The 26,064-nt window shown below is 70.6% G+C and carries 20 protein-coding genes; 14 read left to right on the forward strand and 6 right to left on the reverse strand.

Annotation, left to right across the window (positions count from 1 at the left end):
• Positions 1–47 precede the first annotated feature (47 nt).
• Entirely contained in the window at positions 48–848 is an 801-nt protein-coding gene (locus JAO81_RS28970) for a DUF1579 family protein (RefSeq protein WP_199550912.1), read from the reverse strand.
• Positions 845–1,756, reverse strand: a complete 912-nt coding sequence (locus JAO81_RS28975) for an alpha/beta hydrolase (protein ID WP_199550913.1) — start codon at positions 1,754–1,756, stop codon at positions 845–847. Before JAO81_RS28975 ends, JAO81_RS28970 begins: the two co-directional genes overlap by 4 nt.
• 134 nt (positions 1,757–1,890) lie before the next feature.
• On the opposite strand from JAO81_RS28975, the gene JAO81_RS28980 reads away from it, so the two are divergent.
• From JAO81_RS28980 to JAO81_RS29010, 7 genes are all read left to right on the forward strand, one after another.
• Positions 1,891–2,886: a helix-turn-helix transcriptional regulator gene (locus tag JAO81_RS28980; protein WP_199550914.1), complete on the forward strand. Its 996-nt coding sequence runs from the start codon at positions 1,891–1,893 to the stop codon at positions 2,884–2,886.
• Between the two features lie 116 nt (positions 2,887–3,002).
• The gene (locus JAO81_RS28985; RefSeq protein WP_199550915.1) at positions 3,003–3,944 is read left to right on the forward strand and encodes an LLM class F420-dependent oxidoreductase; all 942 of its coding nucleotides are present in this window, start codon (positions 3,003–3,005) and stop codon (positions 3,942–3,944) included.
• Positions 3,945–4,148: 204 nt separating this feature from the next.
• Entirely contained in the window at positions 4,149–4,931 is a 783-nt protein-coding gene (locus tag JAO81_RS28990) for an SDR family NAD(P)-dependent oxidoreductase (protein ID WP_199550916.1), read from the forward strand.
• 285 nt (positions 4,932–5,216) lie between these two features.
• Positions 5,217–6,338, forward strand: a complete 1,122-nt coding sequence (locus JAO81_RS28995; RefSeq protein WP_199550917.1) for an LLM class flavin-dependent oxidoreductase — start codon at positions 5,217–5,219, stop codon at positions 6,336–6,338.
• A 246-nt stretch (positions 6,339–6,584) separates the two neighbouring features.
• The gene (locus JAO81_RS29000) at positions 6,585–8,324 is read left to right on the forward strand and encodes an amidohydrolase family protein (RefSeq protein ID WP_199550918.1); all 1,740 of its coding nucleotides are present in this window, start codon (positions 6,585–6,587) and stop codon (positions 8,322–8,324) included.
• Entirely contained in the window at positions 8,321–9,778 is a 1,458-nt protein-coding gene (locus JAO81_RS29005) for an aldehyde dehydrogenase family protein (protein WP_199550919.1), read from the forward strand. The genes JAO81_RS29000 and JAO81_RS29005 overlap by 4 nt, the downstream gene beginning before the upstream one ends.
• A gap of 211 nt (positions 9,779–9,989) precedes the next feature.
• Positions 9,990–11,540, forward strand: a complete 1,551-nt coding sequence (locus tag JAO81_RS29010) for an APC family permease (RefSeq protein ID WP_199550920.1) — start codon at positions 9,990–9,992, stop codon at positions 11,538–11,540.
• Between the two features lie 60 nt (positions 11,541–11,600).
• Here JAO81_RS29010 and JAO81_RS29015 read toward each other — a convergent pair whose 3' ends face one another.
• Entirely contained in the window at positions 11,601–12,563 is a 963-nt protein-coding gene (locus JAO81_RS29015) for a helix-turn-helix domain-containing protein (RefSeq protein WP_233416066.1), read from the reverse strand.
• Positions 12,564–12,633: 70 nt separating this feature from the next.
• Here JAO81_RS29015 and JAO81_RS29020 point away from each other — a divergent pair, with 70 nt between their 5' ends.
• Positions 12,634–13,914 carry an MFS transporter gene (locus JAO81_RS29020; protein WP_199550921.1) on the forward strand — a complete coding sequence of 427 codons (1,281 nt, stop codon included), beginning with the start codon at positions 12,634–12,636 and terminating at the stop codon, positions 13,912–13,914.
• A 48-nt stretch (positions 13,915–13,962) separates the two neighbouring features.
• Positions 13,963–15,120, forward strand: a complete 1,158-nt coding sequence (locus JAO81_RS29025; RefSeq protein WP_199550922.1) for a mannosyltransferase family protein — start codon at positions 13,963–13,965, stop codon at positions 15,118–15,120.
• Between the two features lie 128 nt (positions 15,121–15,248).
• Here the strand turns inward: JAO81_RS29025 and JAO81_RS29030 are convergent, their stop codons facing one another.
• A complete protein-coding gene (locus JAO81_RS29030) occupies positions 15,249–16,823 on the reverse strand; it encodes a CehA/McbA family metallohydrolase (RefSeq protein WP_199550923.1) in 1,575 nt (524 codons plus the stop codon).
• A gap of 256 nt (positions 16,824–17,079) precedes the next feature.
• On the opposite strand from JAO81_RS29030, the gene JAO81_RS29035 reads away from it, so the two are divergent.
• The 4 genes from JAO81_RS29035 to JAO81_RS29050 all read left to right on the forward strand — a co-directional run bounded on the left by JAO81_RS29035 (position 17,080) and on the right by JAO81_RS29050 (position 23,357).
• On the forward strand, positions 17,080–17,937 hold the full coding sequence (locus JAO81_RS29035) for an LLM class F420-dependent oxidoreductase (RefSeq protein ID WP_199550924.1): 858 nt from the start codon (positions 17,080–17,082) through the stop codon (positions 17,935–17,937).
• Between the two features lie 174 nt (positions 17,938–18,111).
• On the forward strand, positions 18,112–20,703 hold the full coding sequence (locus tag JAO81_RS29040; RefSeq protein ID WP_199550925.1) for a bifunctional FO biosynthesis protein CofGH: 2,592 nt from the start codon (positions 18,112–18,114) through the stop codon (positions 20,701–20,703).
• 140 nt (positions 20,704–20,843) lie between these two features.
• Entirely contained in the window at positions 20,844–22,946 is a 2,103-nt protein-coding gene (locus JAO81_RS29045; RefSeq protein WP_307813818.1) for a LamG domain-containing protein, read from the forward strand.
• Between the two features lie 90 nt (positions 22,947–23,036).
• Positions 23,037–23,357 (forward strand): hypothetical protein, encoded by a 321-nt coding sequence (locus JAO81_RS29050; protein WP_199550927.1) that lies wholly within the window; start codon positions 23,037–23,039, stop codon positions 23,355–23,357.
• 74 nt (positions 23,358–23,431) lie between these two features.
• Here JAO81_RS29050 and JAO81_RS29055 read toward each other — a convergent pair whose 3' ends face one another.
• A complete protein-coding gene (locus JAO81_RS29055) occupies positions 23,432–23,941 on the reverse strand; it encodes a nuclear transport factor 2 family protein (protein ID WP_199550928.1) in 510 nt (169 codons plus the stop codon).
• Positions 23,942–24,076: 135 nt separating this feature from the next.
• On the opposite strand from JAO81_RS29055, the gene JAO81_RS29060 reads away from it, so the two are divergent.
• A complete protein-coding gene (locus JAO81_RS29060) occupies positions 24,077–24,964 on the forward strand; it encodes a LysR family transcriptional regulator (RefSeq protein ID WP_199550929.1) in 888 nt (295 codons plus the stop codon).
• Positions 24,965–24,974: 10 nt separating this feature from the next.
• On the opposite strand, the gene JAO81_RS29065 is transcribed toward JAO81_RS29060, so the two are convergent.
• Positions 24,975–26,033 carry a tyrosine-protein phosphatase gene (locus JAO81_RS29065; protein WP_199550930.1) on the reverse strand — a complete coding sequence of 353 codons (1,059 nt, stop codon included), beginning with the start codon at positions 26,031–26,033 and terminating at the stop codon, positions 24,975–24,977.
• Positions 26,034–26,064 lie beyond the last annotated feature (31 nt).

Consider the following 26,064-nt stretch of genomic DNA (forward strand, 5'->3'; position numbering starts at 1 on the left):
GGCCGCGGGCCGCGCCCCGCCCGCGTCGTGCCCCCTCCCGGCGGTGGTCAGCCCTTGCCCACGCGGCGGTACTCGACGCGGTCGACCAGGCGTTCCTCCTGGCCCGGCGGTGTGAAGTACATGTCGAGCGTGTGGCGGTTTGCCGACTCGATCCTGATCACGGTGCGCATCGGGATGGACCTGCCCTGGAACTCGGGGCCGAGGATGCCCGGGTCGGTGAACTCCCCGGGAATCGATATCTCGTGGGAGCCGCCGGTGTCGGGGGCGCCCCGGTAGGTCATCGCGGTCGGGGTGACGCTGTCGAACGTGGTCCACTCGAAGCGCTTGTCGATGTTCGAGTAGCCGAGGACGCCCGTGCGGAAGTACGGGCGGCCGGCCAGCGTGCCCTCGGTGCGCTCCTCCATGAAACGGCCGCCGGTCTTCTCGATCCAGCGGACCTTGACCCTGAAGTCGTGCGAGACGACGACCTCACCGTCCTTGCCGAGCAGCCAGTTGTACTTCGTGGCCTTCCAGGTCCCGACCAGCGGGTCGAGGCGCCGGTGCTGGGGGCCGGGAGCGAACGGATCGTCGGTGGTGGGGGTGGCGCTCGGTGCGGCGGAGGTTCCAGAGGCGGCGGAGGCGCCCGGTGCGGCGGAGGCGCCGAGCGTGCCGGTCAGGCCGAGCGTCACGGCCAGGGCGGCCGCGACCAGGGCGGCCCGCCTCCCTCTGCTGGTGCTCCTGCCGCCCTCTGCCCGTGCGCGCCGGTCGTCACCGCTCACGCCGAGGCGCCCGCTCACGCCGAGGCGCCCGCTCACGCCGAGGCGCCCGCTCACGCTGAGGCGCCCGCTCATGCCGAGGCGCCCGCTCATGCCGAGGCTCCCGGCAAGGTGGCCGCGAAGTGCGCGGCGGTCGCGTCCGCGCAGAGGGTGACCTGCGGCTCCTGGTCGTAGAAGTCGAACTGGGTGCCCTCGGTCCAGCGGATCTCCTTCGGCCCGGCGAGCCCCGCGTGGAAACCGCGCGCCCCGTCCGGGATCGCCGCGTCCTCGCTGTGCACAACGAGAGTCGGCTGAGTGATGCGCGGCGCGTACGAGAGCGAGTCGAGAGTCAGCCAGCCCTTCCAGGCCATCACGGCGAAACGGTTCGGCCAGGCGGGGATCCCGCCGCGCTCCGGGTTGAGATAGAAGTCGATCTCGTACGGCATCGGAGCCCGCGGATCGTCAGGGCTGACGACGGGGACGTAGTCGACCTCGCCGGTCGCCTCGTACTTCTCGCGGGCCGCCTCGCCCGCCGCGATCTTCGCGGCGACCTCGTCGGCGCCGCCGTACGCCACCTCGCAGATCTTCGCGTCGTGCAGCCAAGGGGCCACCAGGGCAAGGGACTTCACGCGCGGGTCGTCCGCGGCGTTCGCCGACATGTACATCGCGGCGGCGCAGATGCCGAGCGCCCCGATGCGCTCCGCGTCCACCGCCTCGTGCCCGGCCAGGAACGTCACGGCGTGGTGGATGTCGGCGGCCTTCAGGGCCGGCGACTCGAAGTCGCGCGGGCTGCCCTCGGACTCGCCGTATCCGGTGAAGTCGAAGGAGAGCGCGGCGTATCCGCGGGCGGCGAGCCGCTCCGCGTAACGGTCGGCCATCAGCTCCTTCACGCTGGTCCAGGTCCCGGCGACCACCACGGCGGGCAGGGGCGCGGCGGTGTCCGTGGGCCGCTCGGGCAGGAAGAGGTTGCCCGTGAGCCGCACTTCGCCCGCCGTGAAGGTCACTTTCTCTCGGTACGTCATCATTTTCCTTCTCGGATATCGATACGGACTGAAGTCCCTGCCGCGCTCTTGGTGATGATGTCCGCGGACATGGCCACGGGGGGCGGGTGCCGGCATGGCTGTTCATGCACTGCGGGAACTCGCAAGGGGGACAGATGTGTCGGGAACGGGATGATCACCAAGGAGTCGACGGGCCGGACGCCGAACCGGTGGAACTCTGCGACCTGGGCCGACGCCGCTATCGCGAGGCCATCACGCTCGGCTCGACCGCGGGGGAGGTGCCCGACTGCCTCCTGGGGCTGGGGCTGCTGCGGCCGCGCCCAGGGGAGCCGGGGGTGTTCGCGCCGGTGCCGCCCGACGTCGCGGCCAGGGAACTGGCCCGTCCGGTCGAGCGGGCGGTCCGCGACGGGCAGCAGCGGCTGCTCTCGATCGAGGACGCCTTCGCGTGGGCGGAGGAGCTGTACCGGGACGAGCAGCAGCGGGCGGTGGCTCCGGTGCGGCTGTTGCAGGGCAATGACGTGATCAACGCGGCGCTGCAGAAGATGGGCGCGGCCTGCGAGGGAGAGGCGCTGGCCGCTCAGCCGGGCGGAGCCCGCCGTCCGGGCACGCTCGCGCGATCGCTGGACAGGGCGATCGCCCGTCTTGAGGCCGGCGGCACGAATCGCGTTCTCTACCAGCACTCGGTCCGCTCACACGGCCCGACGCTCGCCTACATGGAGAAGGTCTCCGCTGCGGGCGGCGAATTCCGCACCCTCGACGAGATGTTCGACCGCTGCCTCATCTACGACCGCACCACCGCCGTCATCCCCGACCGCCGCTACGACGAGTACGACAACGCCCTGGTCGTCGACCACCCCGGCATCGTCGGCTTCCTGGTCAGCGTCTTCGAGAACGCCTGGAGCCGGGCCGAGCCCGTGGACTTCGGCTCTCCGCACGGCAGGCCGGTCCAGCTGGCGGACGAACGCCGGCGGGCCGTTCTGCGGCTGATGGTCCAGGGCCACACGGACGCGGGTATCGCCGCGCGCCTCGGCATCAGCAGCCGTACGGTGTCCCATCACATCAAGCGGGCCTCGGAGCAGTTCGGCAGCGCCAGCCGGGCCGAACTCGGTTATCTCCTCGGCGAGTCCGGCGCGCTGAGAGGGGAAGGCTGAGCCTCATACGGTGATCCGCCGAGGCGCCACGCCGCCCCCCTTGTCTGATGCATCGTCAGGTACCACGATGTCCCCGTACCTGGACGTGACGGTTCGTCAGATAAGGGGAGCCCGGCATGACGTACGAGCAGGGGCGGCTGGTGTACGGGATGCAGCTGCCCATCCAGTCGCAGAGCACCATCTTCGCCGAGGCCTGGGAGCCGGACGCGCGCGTCGAGGATCTCGTCGAGATCGCGCGCACCGCCGACCGCTCCGGGTTCGCCTACATCGCCAACTGCGACCATGTCGCCATCCCGCGCCGCCTCGCCGACGCGATGGGCACCACCTGGTACGACCCGGTCGCGACCCTCTCCTTCCTGGCCGGTGTGACCGAGCGCGTGCAGCTGCTCACCCATGTCGGCGTCGTCGGCCTGCGCCATCCGCTCGTCACGGCCAAGGCGTACGCGACCCTCGACCACCTCTCCGGCGGCCGCCTGGTCCTCGGGGTCGGTGCGGGCCACGTGGAGGAGGAATTCGACGCGATCGGCGTGGACTTCGCCGGACGCGGCCGCGTGCTGGACGAGACCGTCGACGCCCTGAAGGCCGCGCTCGGCCAGGAGGAGTTCCCCGAACACCACGGTGAGCGCTACCAGTTCAGCGGACTGGGGCAGCGCCCCCGCCCGGCGCAGGAGCGGGTGCCGATCTGGGTGGGCGGATCCTCACCGGCGGCGGTGCGCAGGGCCGCGACCAAGGGTGACGGCTGGCTGCCGCAGGGCGATCCGCGGGCCAAACTCCCGGCCCAGATCGCCAAGTTGAAGCAGCTGCGCGAGGCGGCCGGAGTCGAGGAGCCGATCGTCATCGGCACCATCGCCGAGCCGATGTACGTCGGCGAGCCCGACTGGGACACCGGAAAGTGGACGCTCACCGGCAAGGCGGAGGCGCTCGCCGAGTCGCTGCGGGAGTTCAAGACGATGGGCGTCCAGCAGATCCAGGTCCGCTTCCGCAACCGCAGCCGCACCGAACTCACGGACCAGATGACCGCGTTCGGCACCGAGGTCGCCCCACTCCTGAACGACTGACTCCCCCCTCACCCACCCCCGGACAGTCCCCGCCCTCCCGGGGGCCGAAGCCCTTCTCAGGCTATCGCCCCCCACTGACAACCCCCTCCCTCCCTCGCATTCCCTCCGATAGAGGGACCGATCGTCTCGCCGAAATCGGGCAAACGGGACGGCTCGCTGAACAATCGGTCCCCCTATCGCTCCAAACCGATCAAGGAGAGTCTCATGGGCAAGCTCGATGGACGTGTCGTACTCATCAGTGGGGCCGCGCGCGGTCAAGGTGAGCAGGAGGCTCGGCTGTTTGCGGCCGAGGGTGCCCGGGTCGTGCTCGCGGATGTGCTCGACGAGCAGGGCGAGGCGGTCGCCAAGGAGATCGGTGACAGCGCGATATACGTGCATCTCGACGTGAGCCAGGAGGGCCAGTGGCAGGCCGCCGTCGCGGCCGCCAAGGGGGCCTTCGGGAAGATCGACGGGCTGATCAACAACGCGGGGATCCTGCGCTTCAACGCCCTCGTCGACACCCCGCTCGAGGAGTTCATGACGGTCGTCCAGGTCAACCAGGTGGGCGCCTTCCTCGGGATCAAGACCGTCGCGCCCGTGATCGGTGAGGCCGGCGGCGGCACGATCGTGAACACCGCGTCCTACACGGGGCTGACCGGCATGGGTGCCGTCGGCACGTACGCCGCGACGAAGCACGCCATCGTGGGGCTCACCCGGGTCGCCGCCCTGGAGCTGGCGGGCATGAAGATCCGCGTCAACGCGGTCTGCCCGGGTTCGATCGACACCCCCATGGCCAACCCGTCCCAGCTCGACCCCGACGTCGACGCCGAGGAGATGAGCGCCGCCCTCGACGAGCTGTACGGGAAGCTCGTGCCGATGGGGCGGATCGGGAAGGCCAAGGAGGTGGCGGATCTGGCGCTGTTCCTGAGCGGGCCCGACTCCTCGTACATCACCGGGCAGCCGTTCGTGATCGACGGGGGCTGGCTCGCGGGTGTGAGCGTGATCTGAGACCGGGGAGGGGCCGGCCCGGCAGTGCGAACGTTCCTGACGGGCCGTCAGTATTGACGGCCCCGTCAGGTGGTGGAACAGTTCGAAGCGTCCGATCTGACGATGCGTCAGAAAGCGGATCGCGTCGGCGAGCGCGACACGTCGGAGAACGTGGCGCGCCAGGGAACGTGGCGCGTCAGGGAACGTGGCGCGCCAGGGAACGTGGCGCGTCAGAGAGCGCGACACGTCAGAGAACGATGAGGGCCGACCGACACAGGACAGACCGACGAAGGACGGTGAACCTCCGTGGAATTCGGGATATTCGTACAGGGCTACGTGCCCGACACCCGACGAGCCGTCGACCCGCAGGCCGAACACCACGCCCTGATGGACGAGACCGAGTACGTCATCCAGGCGGACAAGTCCGGCTTCAAGTACGCCTGGGCCTCGGAGCACCACTTCCTCGAGCAGTACTCGCACCTCTCCGCCAACGAGGTCTTCCTCGGCTATCTCGCCCACGCCACCGAGCGCATCCACCTCGGCTCCGGCATCTTCAACCCCCTTGCCGCGGTCAACCACCCGGTGAAGGTCGCCGAGAAGGTGGCCATGCTCGACCATCTCTCCCGGGGGCGCTTCGAGTTCGGCACCGGACGCGGCGCCGGCAGCCACGAGATCCTCGGCTTCCTGCCCGGCATCGACGACATGAACGCCACCAAGGAGATGTGGGAGGAGACCATCGCGGAGTTCCCCAAGATGTTCCTCCAGGAGGAGTACGAGGGGTTCCAGGGCAAGCACTGGTCGCTGCCGCCGCGCAAGGTCTTCCCCAAGCCGTACGGGAAGTCGCATCCGGCCATGTGGTACGCGGCCGGCTCGCCCACCTCGTACGCGATGGCGGCGAAGAAGGGGCTCGGGGTCCTCGGCTTCAGCGTGCAGCGCGTGCAGGACATGGAGTGGGTCCTCGAGCAGTACAAGGGCGCCATCACCGAGGCCGAACCGGTCGGTGACTTCGTCAACGACAACGTGATGGTGACGACCACGGCCATCTGCGCCGAGACGCACGAGAAGGCGGTCCAGATCGCCATCAACGGCGGACTCAACCGGCTGCAGTCGCTCGTCTTCTACTACCACGACACCTTCCCCAAGCCCGAAGGGCTGCCCGTCTGGCCGGAGATGCTGCCCGAGTTCAACGAGGAGATCGTCGAACTCCTCATCCAGGAAGAGCTGTTGGTCTGCGGCGATCCGGACGAGGTGCTCCGGCAGTGCAAGCGCTGGGAGCAGGCCGGGGCCGATCAGCTCAGCTTCGGCATTCCGGTCGGGGTGCCCAAGGAGGACGTGCTCACCACGCTGAAGCTCGTCGGCGAGCACGTCATCCCGAAGATCGACACCGATCCGGTGCACCGGACCACAAGGTTCCGGCAGGCGGCCTGACACCTGCCACAAGGTTCCGGCAGGTGGCCTGATACCTGCCACAAGGTTCCGGCAGGCGGCCTGACACCTGCCGGCCGAGCGGGGTGGTGTGTCTTCCCGGACCGCACCGTCCCGTACGAACCCGGCCGGGTTCCCGCACGGTGGCGGCCACACCGGGCGGGGCCCGGCCGGGACACAGTCACGATCTCTCGCAGCTGGACCCCACGTACGTACGGAACGAACGCACCGCACCCGAAGGGAACCGTCATGCTCGACCACCTGATCAAGGGCGCGACCGTAGTCGACGGCACCGGCGCCCCCGCACGCGCACTGGACGTGGGGATCCGGGACGGCCGGATCGCCGTGCTCGCCGAGCCCGGGACGATCACCGAAGAGGCGCGGACCGTCGAGGACGCCACCGGCAAGATCCTCTCGCCCGGTTTCGTCGACCCGCACACCCACTACGACGCGCAGCTCTTCTGGGACCCCTACGCGACCCCGTCCCTCAACCATGGCGTCACCACCGTCGCCGGCGGCAACTGCGGCTTCACGCTCGCGCCGCTCAACCCCGCGCGCCCCGACGACGCGGACTACACACGCCGGATGATGTCCAAGGTCGAGGGCATGTCCCTGGTCGCGCTCGAAGAGGGCGCGCCCTGGAACTGGTCCGGCTTCGGCGACTACTTGAACGCGCTCGACGGCCGCATAGCGGTCAACGCCGGTTTCATGGTGGGGCATTGCGCGATACGCCGGTACGTGATGGGCGAGGACGCGGTCGGCGGACAGCCTACCGAGGAGCAGATGCAGCAGATGCTGGACCTGCTGCACACCGCGATGGACGAGGGCGCGTGGGGTCTGTCCACCACACAGTCCTCCACGCACTCCGACGGCAACGGGAAGCCGGTCGCCTCGCGGCACGCGAAGCGGGAGGAGCTGATCGCGCTGTCGCGGGCCGTCGGTGAGCACGAGGGCACCCAGCTCGAGGCGATCGTCGCGGGCTGTCTCGACCAGTTCAGCGATGAAGAGATCGATCTGTTCGTGGACATGACGGCGGCCGCGGGCCGGCCGCTCAACTGGAACGTCCTGACCATCGACGCCTCCGTCCCCGAGCGCGTCCCGCGCCAGCTGGTGCCCTCCGAGCGCGCCCGCAAGGCCGGCGGCCGGATCGTGGCGCTCACCATGCCGATCCTCGCGCCCATGAACATGTCGCTCGGCACCTTCTGCGCCCTCAACCTCATCCCCGGCTGGGGCGAGGTCCTCGCGCTGCCGGTCCCCGAGCGCATCGAGAAGCTGCGCGATCCCGGCGTACGGGCCGAGATGCTGAAGCGCGCCGACTCCAAGGAGGCGGGCGTCTTCCGGCGGCTCGCCAACTTCGGCCGGTACGTCATCGGCGACACGTACTCCAAGGAGAACGAGGGCCTCACCGGCCGCATCGTCAACGACATCGCCGCCGAACGCGGCCAGGACGCCTTCCAGTGCCTGGTCGAGATCTGCGCCAACGACGAGATGCGTACGGTCCTTTGGCCCATGCCCACCGACAACGACCCGGACTCCTGGGAGCTGCGCAAGCAGGCCTGGGAGCACGAGGACATCATGCTCGGCGGCTCGGACGCCGGCGCCCATCTGGACCGTATGTGCGGAGCCCCGTACACCACCCGCTTCCTCGGTGACTGTCTGCGCGGCCGCAAGCTGACCAGCCTGGAGAAGGCGGTCAAGATGCTCACCGACGACCCGGCGCAGCTGTTCGGTCTGATCGACCGCGGCCGGATCCAGGAGGGCTACTTCGCCGATCTGGTCCTGTTCGACCCCGAGAAGATCGACGCCGGCAAGGCCACGCTCGTGCACGACCTGCCCGGCGACAGCCCCCGTCTCGACTCCAAGGCCCTCGGCATCAACGCCGTCTGGGTCAACGGTGTCGAGGCCATCCGTGAGGACGTGGTGACCGGGGCCGTTCCCGGCAAGGTGCTGCGTTCCGGCCAGGACACGAGGACGGTGTCGACCAAGTGAGCGATGCGCAGCGCCTGTTCATAGGCGGCGAGTGGGTGGAGCCCGAGGGCGGCCACTACGAAGTGATCAACCCGGCGACCGAGGAGGTCGTCGGGCTTGCCCCTGAGGCGTCACGCTCGCAGGTGTACGAGGCGGCTGCGAAGGCACGTGAGGCCTTCGAGACGTGGTCGCGTACGTCGCCCGAGGAGCGGGCGGCCGTACTGCAGAAGGCCGCGGACCATATCCAGGCGCATGCGGGGGAGTACGCCGACCTCGCCCGTGCCGAGACCGGTGCCACGACAGGGACCGCGCGCGGGATGCAGGTCGCCGTCGGTACGGCGCGCTTCAAGCGGTACGCGAAGGGGGCGCTCGAGCCGACCGAGCACGCCCTGCCGCCGCAGATCAACGAAGCCGGGCCGATGGGCAAGGCGGGCGCGTTCGGTGCGCTCGAAGTGCGCCAGCCCGTCGGCGTCGTCACCTGCATCACCTCGTACAACAATCCCTGGGCGAACCCCGCGGGCAAGGTGGCGCCGGCGCTCGCGATGGGCAACACGGTCGTCGTGAAGCCCGCCCCGCAGGACCCGCTGTCCGTCTACAGGATGGCCGAGGCCCTGGAGGCGGCGGGGGCGCCGGCCGGTGTCGTGAACGTGGTCTCCGGTACGTCCGTCGAGGTCGGCCAGGCGGCCGTCGACTCCCCGGACGTCGACATGGTCAGCTTCACCGGATCCACGGGAGTCGGCCAGGCGATCGGCGAGGTCTGCGGCCGCACCATGAAGCGCCAGCTCATGGAGCTCGGCGGCAAGGGCGCCGCGATCGTCTTCGAGGACGCGGACCTGGACGCGGCGATGATGGGCATCGGCACCACGTACGCCTTCTACAGCGGGCAGATCTGCACGGCCCCGACGCGTGTGCTCGCCCATCGCTCGATCTACGAGCAGCTCCTCGAGAAGCTCACGCAGTACATCGGCTTCATGAAGGTGGGCGACCCGGCCGTGCAGGGCACGGTCGTCGGACCGGTGATCTCCGCCGCGCACCGCGACCGTGTGGAGTCCTTCATCGAGCTGGGCAAGAAGGAGGGCGCCCGGGTCGTGGCGGGCGGCGAGCGGCCGGCGATGGACCGCGGCTTCTACGTGGCCCCGACGCTCTTCGCGGACTGCACCAACGACATGCGGATCGTCCGCGAGGAGATCTTCGGACCTGTCGTCGTGGTCGTCCCCTTCGACGACGAGGAGGAGGCGGTCCGGCTCGCGAACGACAGCGACTACGGACTCCTTTCGTACGTGTGGTCCGGCGACGTGGCCCGCGCCTTCCGCGTCGGCCGCCGGCTCAGGTCCGGTGGCGTCGGCATCAACACCATCGGCCGCAACATGGAGGCGCCCTTCGGCGGCTTCAAGCAGTCCGGCGTGGGCCGGGACTGCGGGTCGTACGCGCTGGCGGCGTACAGCGAGCTGCAGTCGGTGGTGTGGACGACGTAGCCGCACGTCGGCCCAAGCTCGCACGACGGCCTGGGAACTGGCGGCACAGGAAAATCTGAACCCGTACAAGGAAAATTCTGAACCCGTACAAACCGGGCAGCCCTGCGGTTTCCGCACCCCGGAAACCCCCGGAATTCAGCCTTCCGCAAGCTCGTGAACTGCACTCCACGGGTCCGGGGGCATGGAAACCGCAGGGCTTAACGTCCTGGTCATGACCCAGGTGGATGCCCGGCCCCAGGCCGGAGACACGGCCGCCCCCTCGCAGGGCGGCGTACGAGGCAAGGGCCTCGGCGGTAACTCGGTCGGCCTGGTCGGCGGAGCCGTCATCGGCGTCTCGACCGTCGCGCCCGTCTACTGCCTGACGGCCACCCTCGGCCCGACCGTCGGCGAGGTCGGCGTGCAGATGCCCGCGATCTTCCTCGCCGGGTTCCTGCCGATGCTGCTCGTCGCGTTCGCCTACCGCGAGCTGAACCGGGCGGTCCCTGACTGCGGCACCTCCTTCACCTGGTCCGTGAAGGCCTTCGGGCCGCGCGTCGGCTGGATGTGCGGCTGGGGTCTGCTCATCGCCACCGTGGTGGTCCTGTCCAATCTGGCGGGTGTGGCCACGTCGTTCTTCTGGCTGCTCGCGGGCGAGGCGACCGGCAGCGCGGACGTGGCCGCACTGGACGACAACAAGGCCGTCCACATCCTCACCACGCTGGTCTTCATCGCCCTGGCCACGGCCATCAGCTACCGCGGCATGACCGCTACCAAGTGGCTCCAGTACACCCTCGTCGGGCTGCAGCTCGCCGTGATCGTGCTGTTCGCCGTGATGGCCGTCGCCAAGTCCGGTGAGATCGCGGGCTCCCTGGACTTCTCCTGGTCCTGGATGAACCCCTTCGCCGTCGACTCCTTCGCCGCCTTCACCGCGGGCCTGTCCCTGTCGATCTTCATCTACTGGGGCTGGGACGCCTGTCTGTCCATCAACGAGGAATCCACCGGCAGCGCCCGCACCCCGGGCCGCGCCGCGATGCTCGCCATGGTCGTGATCGTCGCCTCGTATCTGCTCGTCGCCATCGCGACCCAGATGTACGCGGGCGTCGGCGACAAGGGCACGGGCCTCGGCAACCCGGACACCGCGGACAACGTCTTCGCCACCCTCGCCGAGCCGATCATGGGCTCGGGCCTGGGCATCCTGCTCTTCGTCGCCGTCCTCGCGTCGGCGGCCGCGAGCCTGCAGACGACGTTCATCCCCGTCGCCCGCACGGTCCTCGCGATGTCGACGTACGAGGCACTGCCCGCCGCGTTCGCGAAGGTCCACCCGCGCTTCCAGACCCCGGGCCGGGCCACGGTCGCGGCCGGCGCCGCCACCGGTGTCTTCTACAGCGTGATGACCGTGCTCAGCGAGAACGTCCTGGTCGACACCATCTACGCGCTCGGCCTCATGATCTGCTTCTACTACTCGATCACGGCCTTCGCCTGCGTCTGGTTCTTCCGCCGCGAGCTGCGCCGCTCGCCCCGCGACCTTCTGGTCAAGGGTGTCCTGCCGGGTCTCGGCGCCCTGATGCTGACCGCCGTGTTCGCCCAGACCCTCTACGACATGTGGGACCCGGCCTACGGCAGCGGCTCCTCGGTCCTCGGCGTCGGCTCGGTGTTCGTCATCGGCGTGGGCCTGCTGCTCCTGGGCCTGGTCATCATGCTGGTCACGTCCTGGCGCAGCCCGGCGTTCTTCCGCGGCGAGGTCCTGACGAAGGAGACGCCGGCGCTGGTCGTCGAGGACTGATCCGGGCTGGTCAGGGCTGGTCAGGACTGATCCGGGCTGATCGGGGCTGGCCGGGACTGATCAGGTTCCGGCCGCTGCGCCCTGGGCCGCAGCGGCCCGGAACGTGCGCCGGTAGGCCGCCGGAGTCGTCGCCAGGGACCGGTGGAAGTGCTGGCGGAGGCTGTCCGCGCTGCCGAGGCCGCTGCGGTCGGCGACCGTGTCCACGCCGAGATCGGTGGTCTCCAGGAGCTCGCGGGCCCGGGCCAGACGCTGCTGGTTGAGCCACTTCAGGGGCGTGACGCCCAGCTCCGTGGCGAAGTGGCGGCCGAACGTCCGGGTGCTCATGCCCGCCCGCGAGGCCAGTTCGCCGATGGTCAGGGGCTGGTGGAGGCGGGCGAGCGCCCAGTCGAGGACCGGGCCGAGGCCCTGGGCGGACGCCTGGGGAGCGGGGCGCGGTGGCGCGTACTGGGTCTGGTCGCCCTCGCGGTGCGGCGCGACCACCATCCGGCGGCTGACCTCCGCCGCCGCTGCCGTGCCGTAGTCGCCGCGCACGATGTGCAGACACAGATCGATGGCGGCGGCCGTGCCCGCGCTGGTGAGGACCGCGCCGTCGTCCACGTACAGGGAACGGTCGTCGACCTGGACGGCGGGATGGCGGCGGCGCAGCTCCTCGGCGTACATCCAGTGCGTGGCCGCCCGGCGCCCGTCGAGCAGACCGGCCGCGGCGAGCACGAACGCGCCCGAGCAGAGCGAGGCGATCCGCGCACCGCGCCCGTGTGCCGCGCGCAGGGCGTCGAGCAGGGCGGCCGGGGGCTCGTAGCCGTCCATCATGCAGGCCGGGACCACGATCAGATCCGCCTCGCGCAGCGCTTCGAGACCGTGCTCGGCCGCCAGGCTCAGGCCGCCCGGCGCGTGCTGGAGGCCGCCGGGTGCGGTGCTGCACAGCGTCAGCTCGTATCCCTCGCCGGCGAAGACGGCGCACGGCACCGCCAGCTCGAACAGGGAGGTCTCCTCGAGCAGTGTCACGACCACGCGCAAAGCCATGGCGTAAATCTAGAGGAGCCTGACGTTTTCGCCAATGGTGTGGGGAAGTCCCGGGCCCGACGGTGGATACATGGCTTGGACATCACGCACCTCACTCGACGGACCGGGGCAGCGCCTCGCGGTCGCGGGGATCTCCGCGATCGGGGTGACCTTCGGTTTCGCCCGGTACGGATACGGGCTCTTCCTGCCCGAACTGCGCGCCGAGTTCGGACTCTCCGTCTCCCTGCTCGGCCTGATCGGCAGCGCCACCTACGTCGGCTATCTGGCCGCGCTCCTGACGGTCGGCGCCCTCGTCGGCCGGTTCGGACCGCGCCCGCTCGTCGTCGTCGGCGGGCTCTGCGCCACCGTGGGCATGGGCTGTGTGGCGCTCGCCCGCGGGCCCGGGCTCCTGATCGCCGGCCTGGTCCTGGCGGGCACGAGCTCGGGCTGGGCCTGGGCGCCCTACTCGGACGCGGTCGACCGGATGGTGCCCGCAGGGCGGCGCGAGCACGTCATGGGCGCCATCTCCAGCGGCACTGCTTTCGCGGTCGTGCTCGCGGGCCCGCTGGCGCTGCTCGCCCACGGGACGGGCTGGCGGTACGCCTGGCTGGCCTTCGCGCTCGCCGCCCTGGCCTCGACCGTCCACAACGCCCGGGTGCTGCCCGGCGGTTCGGCCGTCCACAACGCCCGGGTGCTGCCCGGAGGTTCGGCCGCGCACGAGGCGGTGCGCGGCACCGGCCGTGTGACGTACCGGCGCAGCGCTCTGCCGCTGCTGCTCACCGCCGTCGTGTACGGCGTGGTCGGCGCCGTGTACTGGTCCTTCGCCGTCGAGCTGATCTCCGGATCCGCGGACACCGGCACGGCCACCGCCCCGCTGTTCTGGTCCCTGATGGGCGCGGCCGGGATGGCGGGCGCGCTGACGGGGCACGCCATCGCCCGCTTCGGGCTGCGCCGGGTGCACGCCGGGCTGTTCCTCGGGATCGCCGCCGCGGTCGCGCTGCTCGGCCTCGCGCCCGGCGCACTGCCCGCGGTCGCGCTGTCGGCCCTGCTGTACGGCCCCTGCTTCATGGCCGGATCCGGACTGCTCGCCGTATGGAGCTACCGCGTCTTCCCCGAGCGGCCCGCCGCCGGTTTCACCGTCACCGTGTTCTTCCTCGGACTCGGCACGATCGCCGGACCCGCGCTGCTCGGCGCCTTCGCCGAACTCCACGGTCTGCGCGCCGCGTTCCTGCTCACGGCGGCCCTCGCGCTGCTCGCCCCGGTGTGCGCGCCCCGTACCCGAGGCGTACTCGACCGTCGGCCGAACGTGCGCCGCTCCTCCCACCCGCCCGTGTGTCCCCGCCGGTCGCCGTCGCACCCTGGACCATCGTGACCTCCTACCGGGCCCCGATCACCCCGCCCGGTGTGACAGGAGGCGCACATGTCCACGACCCTGGTGAAGGCCGCGCCCAAGCCGCTCGACCGGCACCGGCCCGCCTGGACCTCCGCCGCCCATGCCGTCGGCTGGTACGCGGCGGCCCGGCTGACCGGACTGCTGGTGACGGTCGTGGCGGGGGGCGGCGCCCGCCGGCGGCCCCCGGCCGCGCTCGGTGCCTCCTGGGACTCCGTGCACTACCTGTCGATCGCGGCGCACGGATACCGCACCTGGTACGTGACCGGGAGCGGGCTCACGTACAGCGATCTCGCCTTCTTTCCGCTCTATCCCGCGCTGATCCGGGCGGGCTCGGCGGTGCTCCCGCTCTCGCCCGTCGACACCGCGCTGCTGATCTCCGCGGTCGCGGGGTGCGTGGCCGCATGGGGGATCCACTCCGTGGTCCGCATGGTCGCCGGGCCGCGGACGGCGACCGGCGTGGTGGTCCTCTGGGCGCTGCTGCCGCACGCGGTCGTCCTGACCACGGCCTACACCGAGGCGCTGTTCGTCGCGCTGTGCGCCTGGGCGCTGCACGCCCTGCTGCGTGAGCGGTATCCGCTCGCCGGCGGCCTCGCTGTCGCCGCGGGACTGACCCGGCCCAGCGGGCTCGCCGTCGTCGCCGCGGTGGTCGTCGCGGCCGTGCTCGCCCGCCGCGACCGCCGCGCCTGGGCGGGCGCGCTGATCGCGCCGCTCGGCTGGCTCGCGCATGTGGCCTGGGCGGGGGCCCGCACCGGGCGGCCGCTCGGCTATCTGGACATCCAGGCGAAATGGGGGTCGCACTTCGACTTCGGGTACGGCACGCTGCGCTTCGCCGCCCATCTGCTGCTGACCCGCGAAGAGCCGCTGTTCTACGGGGCGATGCTCGTGGTGGCGGCGGCCGTCGTGGCGTTCGTGCCGCTCGTACGGGGAGCGCTCAGGCAGCCGGGCAGCCTGCCGCTTGTGCTGGTCGTGTACACGGCGGTCCTGCTGGCCCTGGCCGTCGGACAGACGGGCAACTGGGGCTGCAAGGCCCGCATGCTGCTGCCCGCCTTCCCCTTGCTGCTGCCCGCGGCGGCCGCGCTGTGCCGCGCCCGGCGGACGGCCGCGTACGCCACGGTGACGGTGCTCGCCGTCGTGTCCGTGGCGTACGGGGCGTATCTCGTGGTGTTCGCCGGAAAGCCGCTCTGAGCGGCCGGTCCGGGCAACTGCTCCGAGCAGCCGCTCTGAGCGGCCGGTCCGGGCAACGGCTCCGAACAGCCGCCTGAGCGGCCGGTCCGCGGCTCGGGACGGGTTCCGGCGCCCGGGGAGTCCCGCTCCTAGCGCCCGAGGAAAATCGGATTGGTGAACGCGGCCAGCGGTCCCGGCAGTTGCGGCACCTGGGGCGCGCGGCGCACTTCGGCCCGTACGTACGAGGCGTACGAAGCCGTGGTCCGCCACTCGGCCGTCAGCGTGCCCGACTCGGGGACCGTCGCGCTCGTGAACAGCGTGCCCTGATCCGTCACGAAACGCAGGGTGCAGCCCGGAACGCCCTTCGCCTCCAGACGGACGGTGACCGGATCGTCGCGGTCCACGGCGAGACGTCCGCCGATGCCGGCGTGCTTGCCGCGGCCGCCCGCGGCGGAGAAGTCCAAGGACACCGCGGCCGATTCGACGATATAGCTGCGGCCCGCCTTGATGCCCGCCAGGATCGCCTCCCGGGTCAGATCGTCGGCGAGCACGACGGTCTGGGGGGTGCCGATACGGTCCGCCGGGGTGTGGGCGTCGCTGCTGCCCATCGCCGGGGTCCAGGTGCCGCGGTTCGCCTGCAGGGTGTTGTCCCAGGACTGCAGGGACACCTCGTCGTCGGGGGTGAACGGGCCGTTCCACACCTCCACCGCGTCCGCCTCGCCGAAGCCGAACTTCCAGTTGCAGCCGATGCACGTGGCGTGCGGATGGGCCGGGACGACCAGACCGCCCGCCCGCCGGACTTCGCGCGCGTAGTGGCCGAACCGGTTGTCACGGGCGCGGTAGCGCCAGTCCACGAACGTGCCCGGGTCCATGCCGAGCGCCACGATGTGGCCGTTGCGGGTGGTGATCTCCTCACCGGTGAGGATGAGGAGGTCGTCGCCGGCCTCCGGAGCCCAATGGGCGTGCGCAGCATGGGTGTTGTGCTCGGAGGAGTTGATGAAGTCGAGACCCGCCGCGCGGGCGGCGGCGGCGATCTCGGCGAGCGTGCGCTTCCCGTCGGAGTACCAGGAGTGCAGATGGCAGTCGCCCCGGTACCAGGCACGGCCCCGCCCCTTCGCGCGCCCGGGCGGATAGACGGGCATGGGGGTCGGCGCCTGCTCCCCGTACTTGAGCGTGATCGTCACCTCGTACGGGAGTCCCTGCGGCGCGACCGTGTACGGGCCAAGGGCGATGTTCCACGTGCCGGGGCGGATGCGCCCGGGGATGTAGCCGGGTGTCGCGTCGTCGGAACGGATGAAGAACTCGGTGCGCGCACCGCCCGACCAGCCGCGGAAACCGCGTCCGCCGAGCTCGGTGCCGCGCTCGTCGAAGATGCCGATGTCGAGTGCGTTGCCCGCGGTGCCCGCGGGGACGGGCAGCTTCTCGTAGGTGTACGCGACGTGGATCTCGCGCACCCCGCCCGGCACCTGGACGGGCAGATAGACGAAGTCGGGGGACCCGGTGGGCAGCGTGCCGCGCACCACCTTGGTCTCCTCGCCGGCCTTATCAGCCTTATCGGCTTTGTCGGAGGGGTCGCGCTCCTCGGCGCTCGCGAAGGTCACGGTGCCCAACGTAAGCGCGGTCGCGGTGCCCGTCACCAGCAACGCGCGTCTGCCCATGAGGTGTTCACCGCCGTGACCGGACGCGTGCTCCGTGCAGTTCCCTGTCTCGTGTGCCTCGCACATGCCCTGGCTCCTTGATGGTCGCAAGTGGTGCGTGGTGTGACCTTCGTAGCCAGGGGTGAACTCCAGGGCAAGGGGCGGGGGTTGTGGGATGGGCGAACGATGGCCGCAGGGGGTGCGGCCGGGGCGGGTTGTCAGTGGGCGCCGATAGCCTGAGAAGGGCTTCGGCCCCCGGGCGGGAGGGGACCGTCCGGCCGAGGTGACGTACCAAGCACCTTCCGCATATGGACTTGACCGCCCGCCGGAGATATCAAGCCCCATGCGCATTTCGGCGACCCTGTACATGACGGACGAGACGATCTCCCCGGTGCGGCTCGCACAGGAGTTGGAGCAGCGCGGGTTCGCGGGACTGTATCTGCCCGAGCACACGCATATCCCCGTCTCGCGGGAATCGCCCTACCCCGGCGGCGAGATGCCCCCCGAGTGCGCCCGGATGCTGAGCCCCTTCGTGGCGCTCGCCCAGGCCGCCGCCGTCACGTCCCGGCTCGGGCTCGGCACGAACATCACGCTCGTCGCCCAGCACGATCCGGTCGACCTCGCCAAGCAGATCGCCACCCTGGACCACCTGAGCGCGGGCCGCCTCACACTCGGCATCGGTTATGGCTGGAACCGTGAGGAGGCCGCGGACCACGGGGTCCACTGGCCGACGCGACGCGCTCTCGTACGGGACCGGATGGCGCTGATGCGGGCGCTGTGGTCCGGGGAACCGACCGCGTACGAGGGCGAGTTCGGGCGCGTACAGGCGAGCCAGGTGCATCCGAAGCCGCTGCGCGCACCCCGCGCCCGCAAGGACGGGCCGCCGCTCACCGGGCCCCGGACGCTGATCGGGGGTGCGCCCGGGCCCCGGCTCTACGGGGAGATCGCGGACTTCGCGGACGGCTGGATGCCGGTCGGGGGCAGCGGCCTCGGCGCGCGGCTGGGGGAGCTGCGTGGTGTCTGGGCGGAGGCGGGCCGGACGCCCGAGGACCTGTATGTGGCGGTGACGGCGGTCGTGCCCGAGGCCGGAAAGCTGGAGCACTACGCGGCGTTGGGCGTGGACGAGGTGATCCTGCAGTTGCCGGCGCGCGGGGAGGCCGAGGTCCTGAAGGTCCTCGACGAGTTCGGGCGGTACCTGTGAATCGGACGGTACTTGTGAATCGTGCGGTACGTGTGAATCGTGCGGTACGTGTGAATCGGACGGTACTTGTGAATCGCGCGGTACCTGTGAATCGGACGGTACCTGTGAAGGGGAGGGGTCTTTGTGATCAACGGCGCTCGACCCGTTGTCGGCGTACGCTCGTATGCTCGATCCATGACTGATCAGCAGCCGGCAGACGAGTCCGCAGGCCCCACGGCGAATGCGATGCGCCGCGCGCTCAGGCGTGCGCGCGACGGTGTGGCGCTCGACGTCACCGAGGCGGCCGTGCTGCTGCAGGCGCGCGGCGAGGATCTGGCCGATCTCACCGCCTCGGCGGCGCGCGTGCGGGACGCGGGGCTCGAGGCCGCGGGGCGGGCCGGGGTCATCACGTACTCGAAGAGCGTGTTCATCCCGCTCACCCGCCTGTGCCGGGACAAATGCCACTACTGCACCTTTGTGACCGTTCCGGGCAAGCTGCGCCGGGACGGGCACGGGATGTTCATGTCCCCGGACGAGGTCCTGGACGTCGCCCGGCGCGGGGCCGAACTGGGCTGCAAGGAAGCCCTGATCACCCTCGGCGACAAGCCGGAGGACCGCTGGCCCGAGGCGCGCGAGTGGCTCGACGCGCACGGCTATGACGACACCATCGCGTACGTACGGGCCATCTCGATCCGGATCCTGGAGGAGACGGGTCTGCTGCCGCACCTCAACCCCGGGGTCATGACCTGGACCGACTTCCAGCGCCTCAAGCCGGTCGCGCCCTCCATGGGCATGATGCTGGAGACGACCGCGACCCGCCTGTGGTCCGAGCCGGGGATGCCGCACCACGGCTCGCCCGACAAGGAACCGGCGGTGCGGCTGCGGGTGCTGGAGGACGCGGGCAGGTCCTCCGTGCCGTTCACCAGCGGGCTGCTCATCGGGATCGGGGAGACGTACGAGGAGCGCGCGGACTCGCTGTTCGCGCTGCGGCGCGTGGCCCGCTCGTACCACGGCGTCCAGGAGCTGATCATCCAGAACTTCCGCGCCAAGCCGGACACGGCGATGCGCGGGATGCCGGACGCCGAGCTGGACGAACTGGTCGCGACGGTCGCCGTCGCGCGGCACATCATGGGCCCCTCGGGCAATCTGCAGGCGCCGCCGAACCTGATCGCGGGGGAGTACGAGCGGCTGATCGGCGCGGGCATCGACGACTGGGGCGGGGTCTCGCCGGTCACCATCGACCATGTGAACCCGGAGAAGCCCTGGCCCAAGCTGGAGGAACTGACCGCGCGCTCGGCCGAGGCGGGCTTCGAGCTGCGTGAACGCCTGTGCGTGTACCCGGAGTTCGTGACCCGGGGCGAGCCGTGGCTGGACCCGCGGGTCCTTCCCCACGTACGGGCGCTGTCCGACCCGGCGACCGGGCTCGCGGTGCCGGACGCGCCGGGCGTGGGCCGGCCCTGGCAGGGGCCCGACGAGGGGTTCACCTCGGCCGGGCGCACCCATCTGCGCCCCGCCCTCGACACCGAGGGCCGCACCGGCGACCGGCGCGAGGACTTCGACGAGGTGTACGGCGACTGGGAGGCGCTCAAGGAGGCGGCGGCGCCCGGGATGGTGCCGTCCCGTATCGACGGCGATGTGCGGGCGGCGCTCGCGGTGGCCGCCGACGACCCGACCCGCCTGACGGACTCCGAGGCGCTGGCCCTGCTGCACGCGGACGGACCGGCTCTGGACGCACTCACCCGTATCGCGGACGACGTCCGCAAGTCGATGGTCGGCGACGACGTCACGTACATCGTCACGCGCAACATCAACTTCACCAACGTCTGCTACACCGGCTGCCGCTTCTGCGCCTTCGCCCAGCGCCGCACGGACGCCGACGCGTACACGCTCTCCCTGGACCAGGTCGCGGAGCGCGCCGGCCCGGCCGGGGACGTGGGCGCGGCCGAGGTCTGCATGCAGGGCGGCATCCACCCGGATCTGCCGGGCACGGCCTACTTCGACATCGCGCGCGCCGTGAAGAAGCGCGTCCCCGGGATGCACGTCCACGCCTTCTCGCCGATGGAGGTCGTCAACGGGGCCACCCGCACCGGGCTTTCGATACGCGAATGGCTCACCGCGGCCCGCGAGGCCGGCCTGGACTCCATCCCGGGCACGGCGGCCGAGATCCTCGACGACGAGGTCCGCTGGGTCCTCACCAAGGGCAAGCTGCCCGCGGCCACCTGGATCGAGGTCATCAAGACCGCCCATGAGCTGGGCATCCGCTCCTCGTCCACGATGATGTACGGGCATGTGGACCAGCCGCGGCACTGGCTGGGGCACTTGCGTACGCTCGCGGGGATCCAGCAGGAGACCGGCGGCTTCACGGAGTTCGTGACCCTGCCGTTCATCCACACCAACGCCCCGGTGTACCTGGCGGGCATCGCACGCCCCGGCCCGACGGACCGCGACAACCGGGCGGTGACGGCGATGGCCCGGCTGCTCCTGCACCCGTACATCCCCAACATCCAGACCAGCTGGGTCAAGCTCGGCACCGAGGGCGCGGCGGAGATGCTGCGCTCCGGGGCCAATGACCTGGGCGGCACGCTGATGGAGGAGACCATCTCGCGGATGGCCGGCTCGTCCTACGGCTCGTACCGCTCGGTCAAGGACCTGATCGCCATCGCCTCCGAGGCGGACCGCCCGTCCCGCCCCCGCACGACCCTGTACGGGGAGGTGCCCGAGGAGCGGGTGCGGGCGGCGGAGGCTTCGGATGGGCATTTGCCGGAGTTGTTGCCGGTGTTGGACTGAGGCGGAATCGACTCAGGGCTTGTCAGTGGCCGCTGCTAGCCTCCCCTTCGATCTTGTGAGATCCGCAAGATCGAAGGGGAGGGGACCTCATGCACAGAAAGCGCGTGCGCCGGAGACCGGGAGCGGTGCTGAGCAGCTTGGTGGCGGCCGCGGTACTGGGGGTGCCGAGTACGGCAGTGGCCGCTGAGCCCAACGTGCCACCGCTGCAGCCGCTCACAACGGACTTGCAGACGGAATTCCGGGACTGCGGGTCGGGGGAGGCTCGTTCCTACGTGGGGCGGGTGCCGGTCCTGACGGCAAAGCTGTATGACTCGGCGGAGGACGACAATCCGGCTTCGGGCAACTCTGTATCGGCCGAGTTCGAGGCATGGTGGACCGGTTCCGACGGTGATGAGCAGCGCCGGACTTACACCCCGGTCACCTCGGGCACGTCGGGCACTGTGCAGCGCTGGCAGTTGCCGGCCGATGTTCCGGCCGACACCGTAGTGTCCTGGCGGGTGCGTGCGAACGACGGGCAGGCCCTATCGCCGTGGAGCGATGAGGGGGCGGGTGCCGCGTGTGAGTTCGTGTACGACAACGAGAGCCCGGAGCCTGCGGTGATCCGGTCGGACGACTTTCCCGAGTCGACGAGCGATGACCTGAAGAAGAGCGACGGCGTGGGCGTGTACGGGACCTTCACCATGGACTCCCCGTCGGAGGATGTCGTCGCCTACAAGTACGGGTTCATCGGTGGGCCTTACGGCACCGCTGAGGCGCCCGAGCCGGGTGCTCCGGCCACCCTGCGATTCCTGCCCCTGGACAGTGGCCCCGAGTCACTCAGCGTGCAGGCCGTGGACAGGTCGGGGCGACTGAGCCCCACCGTGTACTACGACTTCTGGGTGCTGCGGGGCCGCGCACCGATCGCACAGTGGACGCTGGCCGATGCGCCGGGCTCGAAGCAAGCGGCAGCCGGGGCCGGGCCGGAGGCCCGTGCAGGGAGCGGGGTTTCGTTCGGAGCGGCCGCACCCGAAGGAACCGGTCTCACCTCCACCGCGCTTCTCGACGGCAGCGGCCACGGCTTCCTCACGCCTGATCTCAAGGTGATCGACACGGCCAGGACCTTCGCGGTAAGCGGGTGGGTGCGTCCCGCACGCACGGACCGTGTGATGACGGTCGCGTCGCAGGATGCGACGCAAGGTCCGGCCTTCACGCTGGGCCTGCGCCCGTCGGGTGGAAAGCCTGTCTGGTCCTTCGGCTTCGGAAGTGCACGCGCCACCGGCGGCGCCCCCGAAACCGGTGAGTGGGCCCATGTGCTCGGTCTCTACGACAGCGAGACCGAGACGGCCCAGTTGTACGTCAACGGCAAGGTGGTCGGCGATGGCGTGAAGGCTGAGGGGTCCGCCACCACCGGCACCTTCCAGATTGGGCGTGCTCGAGGCAAGAACGGCTACCGCGACCGCTGGGAAGGGGAGATCGGCGATGTGAGGGCGCACGATCGTGTCGTCGTGCCCGGCGAGATCGCTGAGTCCGCACGTCGCAAGCCCATCGAACGTGGACACTGGTCGCTGGAGACCGAGAGCGACGGGCACAGCCCTGACCTGCACGGAGGCGAGGCCCTGACACTTGGTGAGGGTGCCGCCCTCTACCGCGGACCCTCCGAGGTCTGCATCCCGGACATCGACCCGGAGTGCACTCCCATGCCGGATGCACTGGTGGGGCAGGGACATCTTGATCTGGACGGCAAGTCCGGTTTCGCCGCCACGCAGAAGGAGATAGTGGACACCGGTGACAGCTTCAGCATCGGTGTGGTGGTGCAGCTGACCGACAAGGCGCCGGAGCGGAGCATGACGGTGCTCTCGCAGGGCGGCATTTACGGTGATGCGTTCAAGGTGCGGTACCAGCCGTCCGCCCATGCCTGGCAGTTGGTCGTGCGTCACACCGACACTCCGGATGCCGCGGAGACCGTGGTCGGGCAGGTCGTGGCCGATCCCAGCTCACGCGGCCATCGGCTGGCCGTCGTCTATGACGACGCCAGCGACCGGATGAAGCTCTTCGTGAATGGCATCACCAACTCCGACGCCACAGCGACCCTGGACAACTTCTGGACAAGCAGCTCCCCGTTGACGGTGGGACGCGGCCAGACGGAGCAGGGCTGGGGCGAGCACCTGCTCGGATCGGTCGACGAGCTGCACGTTTACTCGGGTGCTCTCGACGATGACGACGTCATAGGACTGGGGTTCGGCACCGACCCCTATCTGGACTGAACATTCTCCGTCTGGTGCGGCAGCGGGCGCCCGTCGGCCCTGAGGGTCGGGGGGCGCTCGACGTCAGTGTCAGGTGGTGGGCTGACCATCTTGATCTCGACGGCCATTGTGAGGCGGGTGCCGTCCGCGACGATGTCGATGTTCATCACGTCGTTCGCGTGCCGGCCCGCCCACGCCGACCCCGGTCCCGTCACCCGTGAAGCCGGCCCGTACCGCGACGGTCCGTTCCCGCATTTGCGCGGTGTCCTGGAGCCCCAGTGGCTCGAAGACAGTGACCGCATCGCCTGCTCGAAGCCGGGCCCGGTCACACGCTGGATTATCAGCCGGCTGCCCGAGCAGGTTGCACTCGTCCTGGGTGTACGAGGCCCGCTCGCCGGGCCTGCCGATCAGCGGCAGTTCGGCCATTCGTAGATCACCCGTCTTCACCCTGTCGTGGACGCGTGGGGGTGTAAACCGGCCGGAAGCCGGGAGCGCCCCCACGGAGCTCAGCCAAAGATGGCCGTCGGCTCGCCCTGGAACCAGGTGTTGTGGATGACGAGCCGCCGGATCGCCCAGCGCCCGTCCTGCGCGCGCTCCAGTTCCACGTCGTAGGGGTTCTTGAGCAGCGCATACGTGGAGTGGTCCGCGGTCAGCAGGTGCTGGGCCTCGACCAGGGCGGTGAGCCGGGCCGTGGCGCCGTCGATCGCGATCCGGGGGTTGGTGATCTGGTGGGTGGTGTCCACGCGGCCGGTGAACAGTCCGAGGATGGTCGTGACGATGGTGTCCCGCCCGGCCATCACCGGCGGCGCGCCGCCCCACTTCGCGGCGGCAGGGCGGAAGTCGAGCTCGGCGTCCTCGGCGAAGGCCGAGGCGAACAGGTCCTTGTCCTTGAGGTCCTGCCCGAGCCCGAACCGGTACAGCGCGTCCAGGATCTCGGCACGGTCGCGCAGCTCGGCGACGACGGCGGCGGTGTCGTGTGCCGGGGCGGTGAGGGCGGCGGTGGTGGTGACGAACATGGCGAGGTGCTCCTTCGCAGGTGAGGCGGTGACTCCGGCGTTCCCGGACACCCCTGATCCTGCTGAGGGCCGCCCGGCCCATCAATGAGCGTCTGTGCAACGATCGTTAAGCGTGAGTCAACGATGGGGGTCGGCATGCTGGAGCGGCACGAGCTGGAGGCCTTCCTCACGCTCGCCGAGGAACTGCACTTCGGCCGCACGGCCGAGCGGCTGCACGTCTCGACGGCCCGCGTCAGCCAGACGATCGCCAAACTGGAACGCCGTATCGGAGTCCGTCTCTTCGACCGCACGAGCCGCCGTGTCCGACTCACCCCGACGGGCGCGGAGTTGGCCGCCTCCGTACGACCCGCCTGGGAACAGATCACCGCTTCCGTCGAACGCGCCGTCGCCGCGGGCCGCGGCCTGACGGGCGTCCTCACCGTGGCCTTCGTGGGGCCCGCGGCGGGTCAACTCGCGGTGGGCATCGCCCAGACCTTCCGCGCACAGCACCCGGACTGCGAGGTCCGCGTCCGCGAGGCCCAGCTCACGGATGTCGTGCCGTGGCTGCGGGCGGGCGAGGCCGACCTGGCGCTCACCCGCCACCCCATGGACGACGAGGGCCTGGTCACGGGACCCGTCCTGGTGACGGAGGCCCGCATGCTCGCGGTCCCGGCGGACCACCCGTTCACCCGCCGCGATGGCGTCCCGGCCGAGGACCTCTCCCGCGTCACCCTCCTCCAGCACCCCACGTCCCTGCCGCCCACCTTGCGCGACGACCTGTCCCCACCCCGCACCCCTGCGGGCACCCCCATCGAACTCGGCCCCACAGCCGCCACCTTCAACGAACTCCTCACCTTGGTGGGCGCGGGAGCGGGCACGGCCTTGGTCGGCGCCCACACCCGCCGCTACTTCACACGCCCGGATGTCGCCTACATCCCGCTGGACGGCGCGGACCCGGTGAGGTGGGGCCTGGTGTGGCCCACGGGCACGGAATCGGCCCGCGTCAGGGCGTTCGCGGAGGCGGCGGGGCGGGTGGTGGCGTAGGGACGCCGGGTCAGCCCACCAGCAACTCCCGCTTCAGCTCCCGCAGTTCGTGCCCGCTCACGTTCGTCGCGTCCTTCAGGTAGCTGCCGAACGAGCCGTATGCCCTCGTGATCTCGTCGAAGCCCGAGTTGAGGTACTCCGGGCGGACGTCGAGGAGGGGCTTGTAGATCGCGGCCTGGGTGGGCGGGAGGTGGGAGAGGATCTCGTCGTTGGCCTCGGCGCGGTAGGTGTTGCTGGCCAGGTAGTCGGCCATGACCGTGTCGCGCGGGACGCCCAGGGCGGTCAGCAGGGCCGCGTTCGACCAGCCCGTGCGGTCCTTGCCGGCGGTGCAGTGGAAGAGGACGGCACCGCCGGAGCGGTCCGTGAAGCCGTCGAAGACCTTCGTGTACGCGGCCTTGGCGCCGGAGCCCGAGACCATCGTCCTCTCCGCGTCGACCATCATCCGCTCGGCCTCGTCGGGGGACTTCGGCATCGAGGTGAAGGAGCCGGAGCCGGCGAACACATCGGCCACGGTGTACGTCGCGCCGCCCGGCACCTTGTCCGGGGCGTCGCTGCGCTCCTGCTCCATCCGCAGGGCGGAGACCGTGCGGATGCCGAGGCGGGGGGGCTTCGCCAGGTCGTCTCCTGTGGGCTTGGTCAGCGAGTCCGAGCGGTAGATCTCGCCCATCTTGACCCAGTGGCCGTCGGCGGTGCGATAGCCGCCCGCGTCACGGAAATTGACCGTGCCCGCCAAGGAGATCAGACGGTCGGCCAGGCGCAGGGAGCGCCCCCGGTCGGCGTCGAGCGTGAACCACTGGCGGTCGGCCGCGGGCAGCCCGCGCACCGTGACCTTGCCCGAGGAGCCGCCGCGGGCGACGGTGCGCCCGTTCGCCTCGACGGCGACCTGCCGTACACCCGGCGCCTTCCACTCGATGACGTACGAGCCGTCCTGGGCGGCCGTGACGGTGGCCTGCGTGAAGGGGATCGTGGCGTGGCGGACGCCCTGGTCGTGTGCGGTGGCTGCGGGGGCCGCGGTCAGGCCGGTGAGGGTCAGGGCGACGGCCGCGGCGAGCACGGAGGAGATCTTCATGTCGCGGATGCTGCGGGCCCCGCGGAAACGG

The sequence above is a fragment of the Streptomyces sp. N35 genome (genome assembly GCF_016464295.1).
Taxonomy (GTDB): domain Bacteria; phylum Actinomycetota; class Actinomycetes; order Streptomycetales; family Streptomycetaceae; genus Streptomyces.

Bases quoted from the DNA above. Each gene is read 5' to 3' on its own strand.
- JAO81_RS29040 (WP_199550925.1), top strand. From the start codon at position 18,112: ATGACTGATCAGCAGCCGGCAGACGAGTCCGCAGGCCCCACGGCGAAT.
- JAO81_RS29030 (WP_199550923.1), bottom strand. From the start codon at position 16,823: ATGTGCGAGGCACACGAGACAGGGAACTGCACGGAGCACGCGTCCGGT.
- JAO81_RS29000 (WP_199550918.1), top strand. From the start codon at position 6,585: ATGCTCGACCACCTGATCAAGGGCGCGACCGTAGTCGACGGCACCGGC.
- JAO81_RS28980 (WP_199550914.1), top strand. From the start codon at position 1,891: ATGTGTCGGGAACGGGATGATCACCAAGGAGTCGACGGGCCGGACGCC.
- JAO81_RS29020 (WP_199550921.1), top strand. From the start codon at position 12,634: ATGGCTTGGACATCACGCACCTCACTCGACGGACCGGGGCAGCGCCTC.
- JAO81_RS28970 (WP_199550912.1), bottom strand. From the start codon at position 848: ATGAGCGGGCGCCTCGGCATGAGCGGGCGCCTCAGCGTGAGCGGGCGC.
- JAO81_RS29065 (WP_199550930.1), bottom strand. From the start codon at position 26,033: ATGAAGATCTCCTCCGTGCTCGCCGCGGCCGTCGCCCTGACCCTCACC.
- JAO81_RS29055 (WP_199550928.1), bottom strand. From the start codon at position 23,941: ATGTTCGTCACCACCACCGCCGCCCTCACCGCCCCGGCACACGACACC.
- JAO81_RS28985 (WP_199550915.1), top strand. From the start codon at position 3,003: ATGACGTACGAGCAGGGGCGGCTGGTGTACGGGATGCAGCTGCCCATC.
- JAO81_RS28990 (WP_199550916.1), top strand. From the start codon at position 4,149: ATGGGCAAGCTCGATGGACGTGTCGTACTCATCAGTGGGGCCGCGCGC.
- JAO81_RS29025 (WP_199550922.1), top strand. From the start codon at position 13,963: ATGTCCACGACCCTGGTGAAGGCCGCGCCCAAGCCGCTCGACCGGCAC.
- JAO81_RS29060 (WP_199550929.1), top strand. From the start codon at position 24,077: ATGCTGGAGCGGCACGAGCTGGAGGCCTTCCTCACGCTCGCCGAGGAA.
- JAO81_RS29035 (WP_199550924.1), top strand. From the start codon at position 17,080: ATGCGCATTTCGGCGACCCTGTACATGACGGACGAGACGATCTCCCCG.
- JAO81_RS29010 (WP_199550920.1), top strand. From the start codon at position 9,990: ATGACCCAGGTGGATGCCCGGCCCCAGGCCGGAGACACGGCCGCCCCC.
- JAO81_RS29015 (WP_233416066.1), bottom strand. From the start codon at position 12,563: ATGGCTTTGCGCGTGGTCGTGACACTGCTCGAGGAGACCTCCCTGTTC.
- JAO81_RS28975 (WP_199550913.1), bottom strand. From the start codon at position 1,756: ATGACGTACCGAGAGAAAGTGACCTTCACGGCGGGCGAAGTGCGGCTC.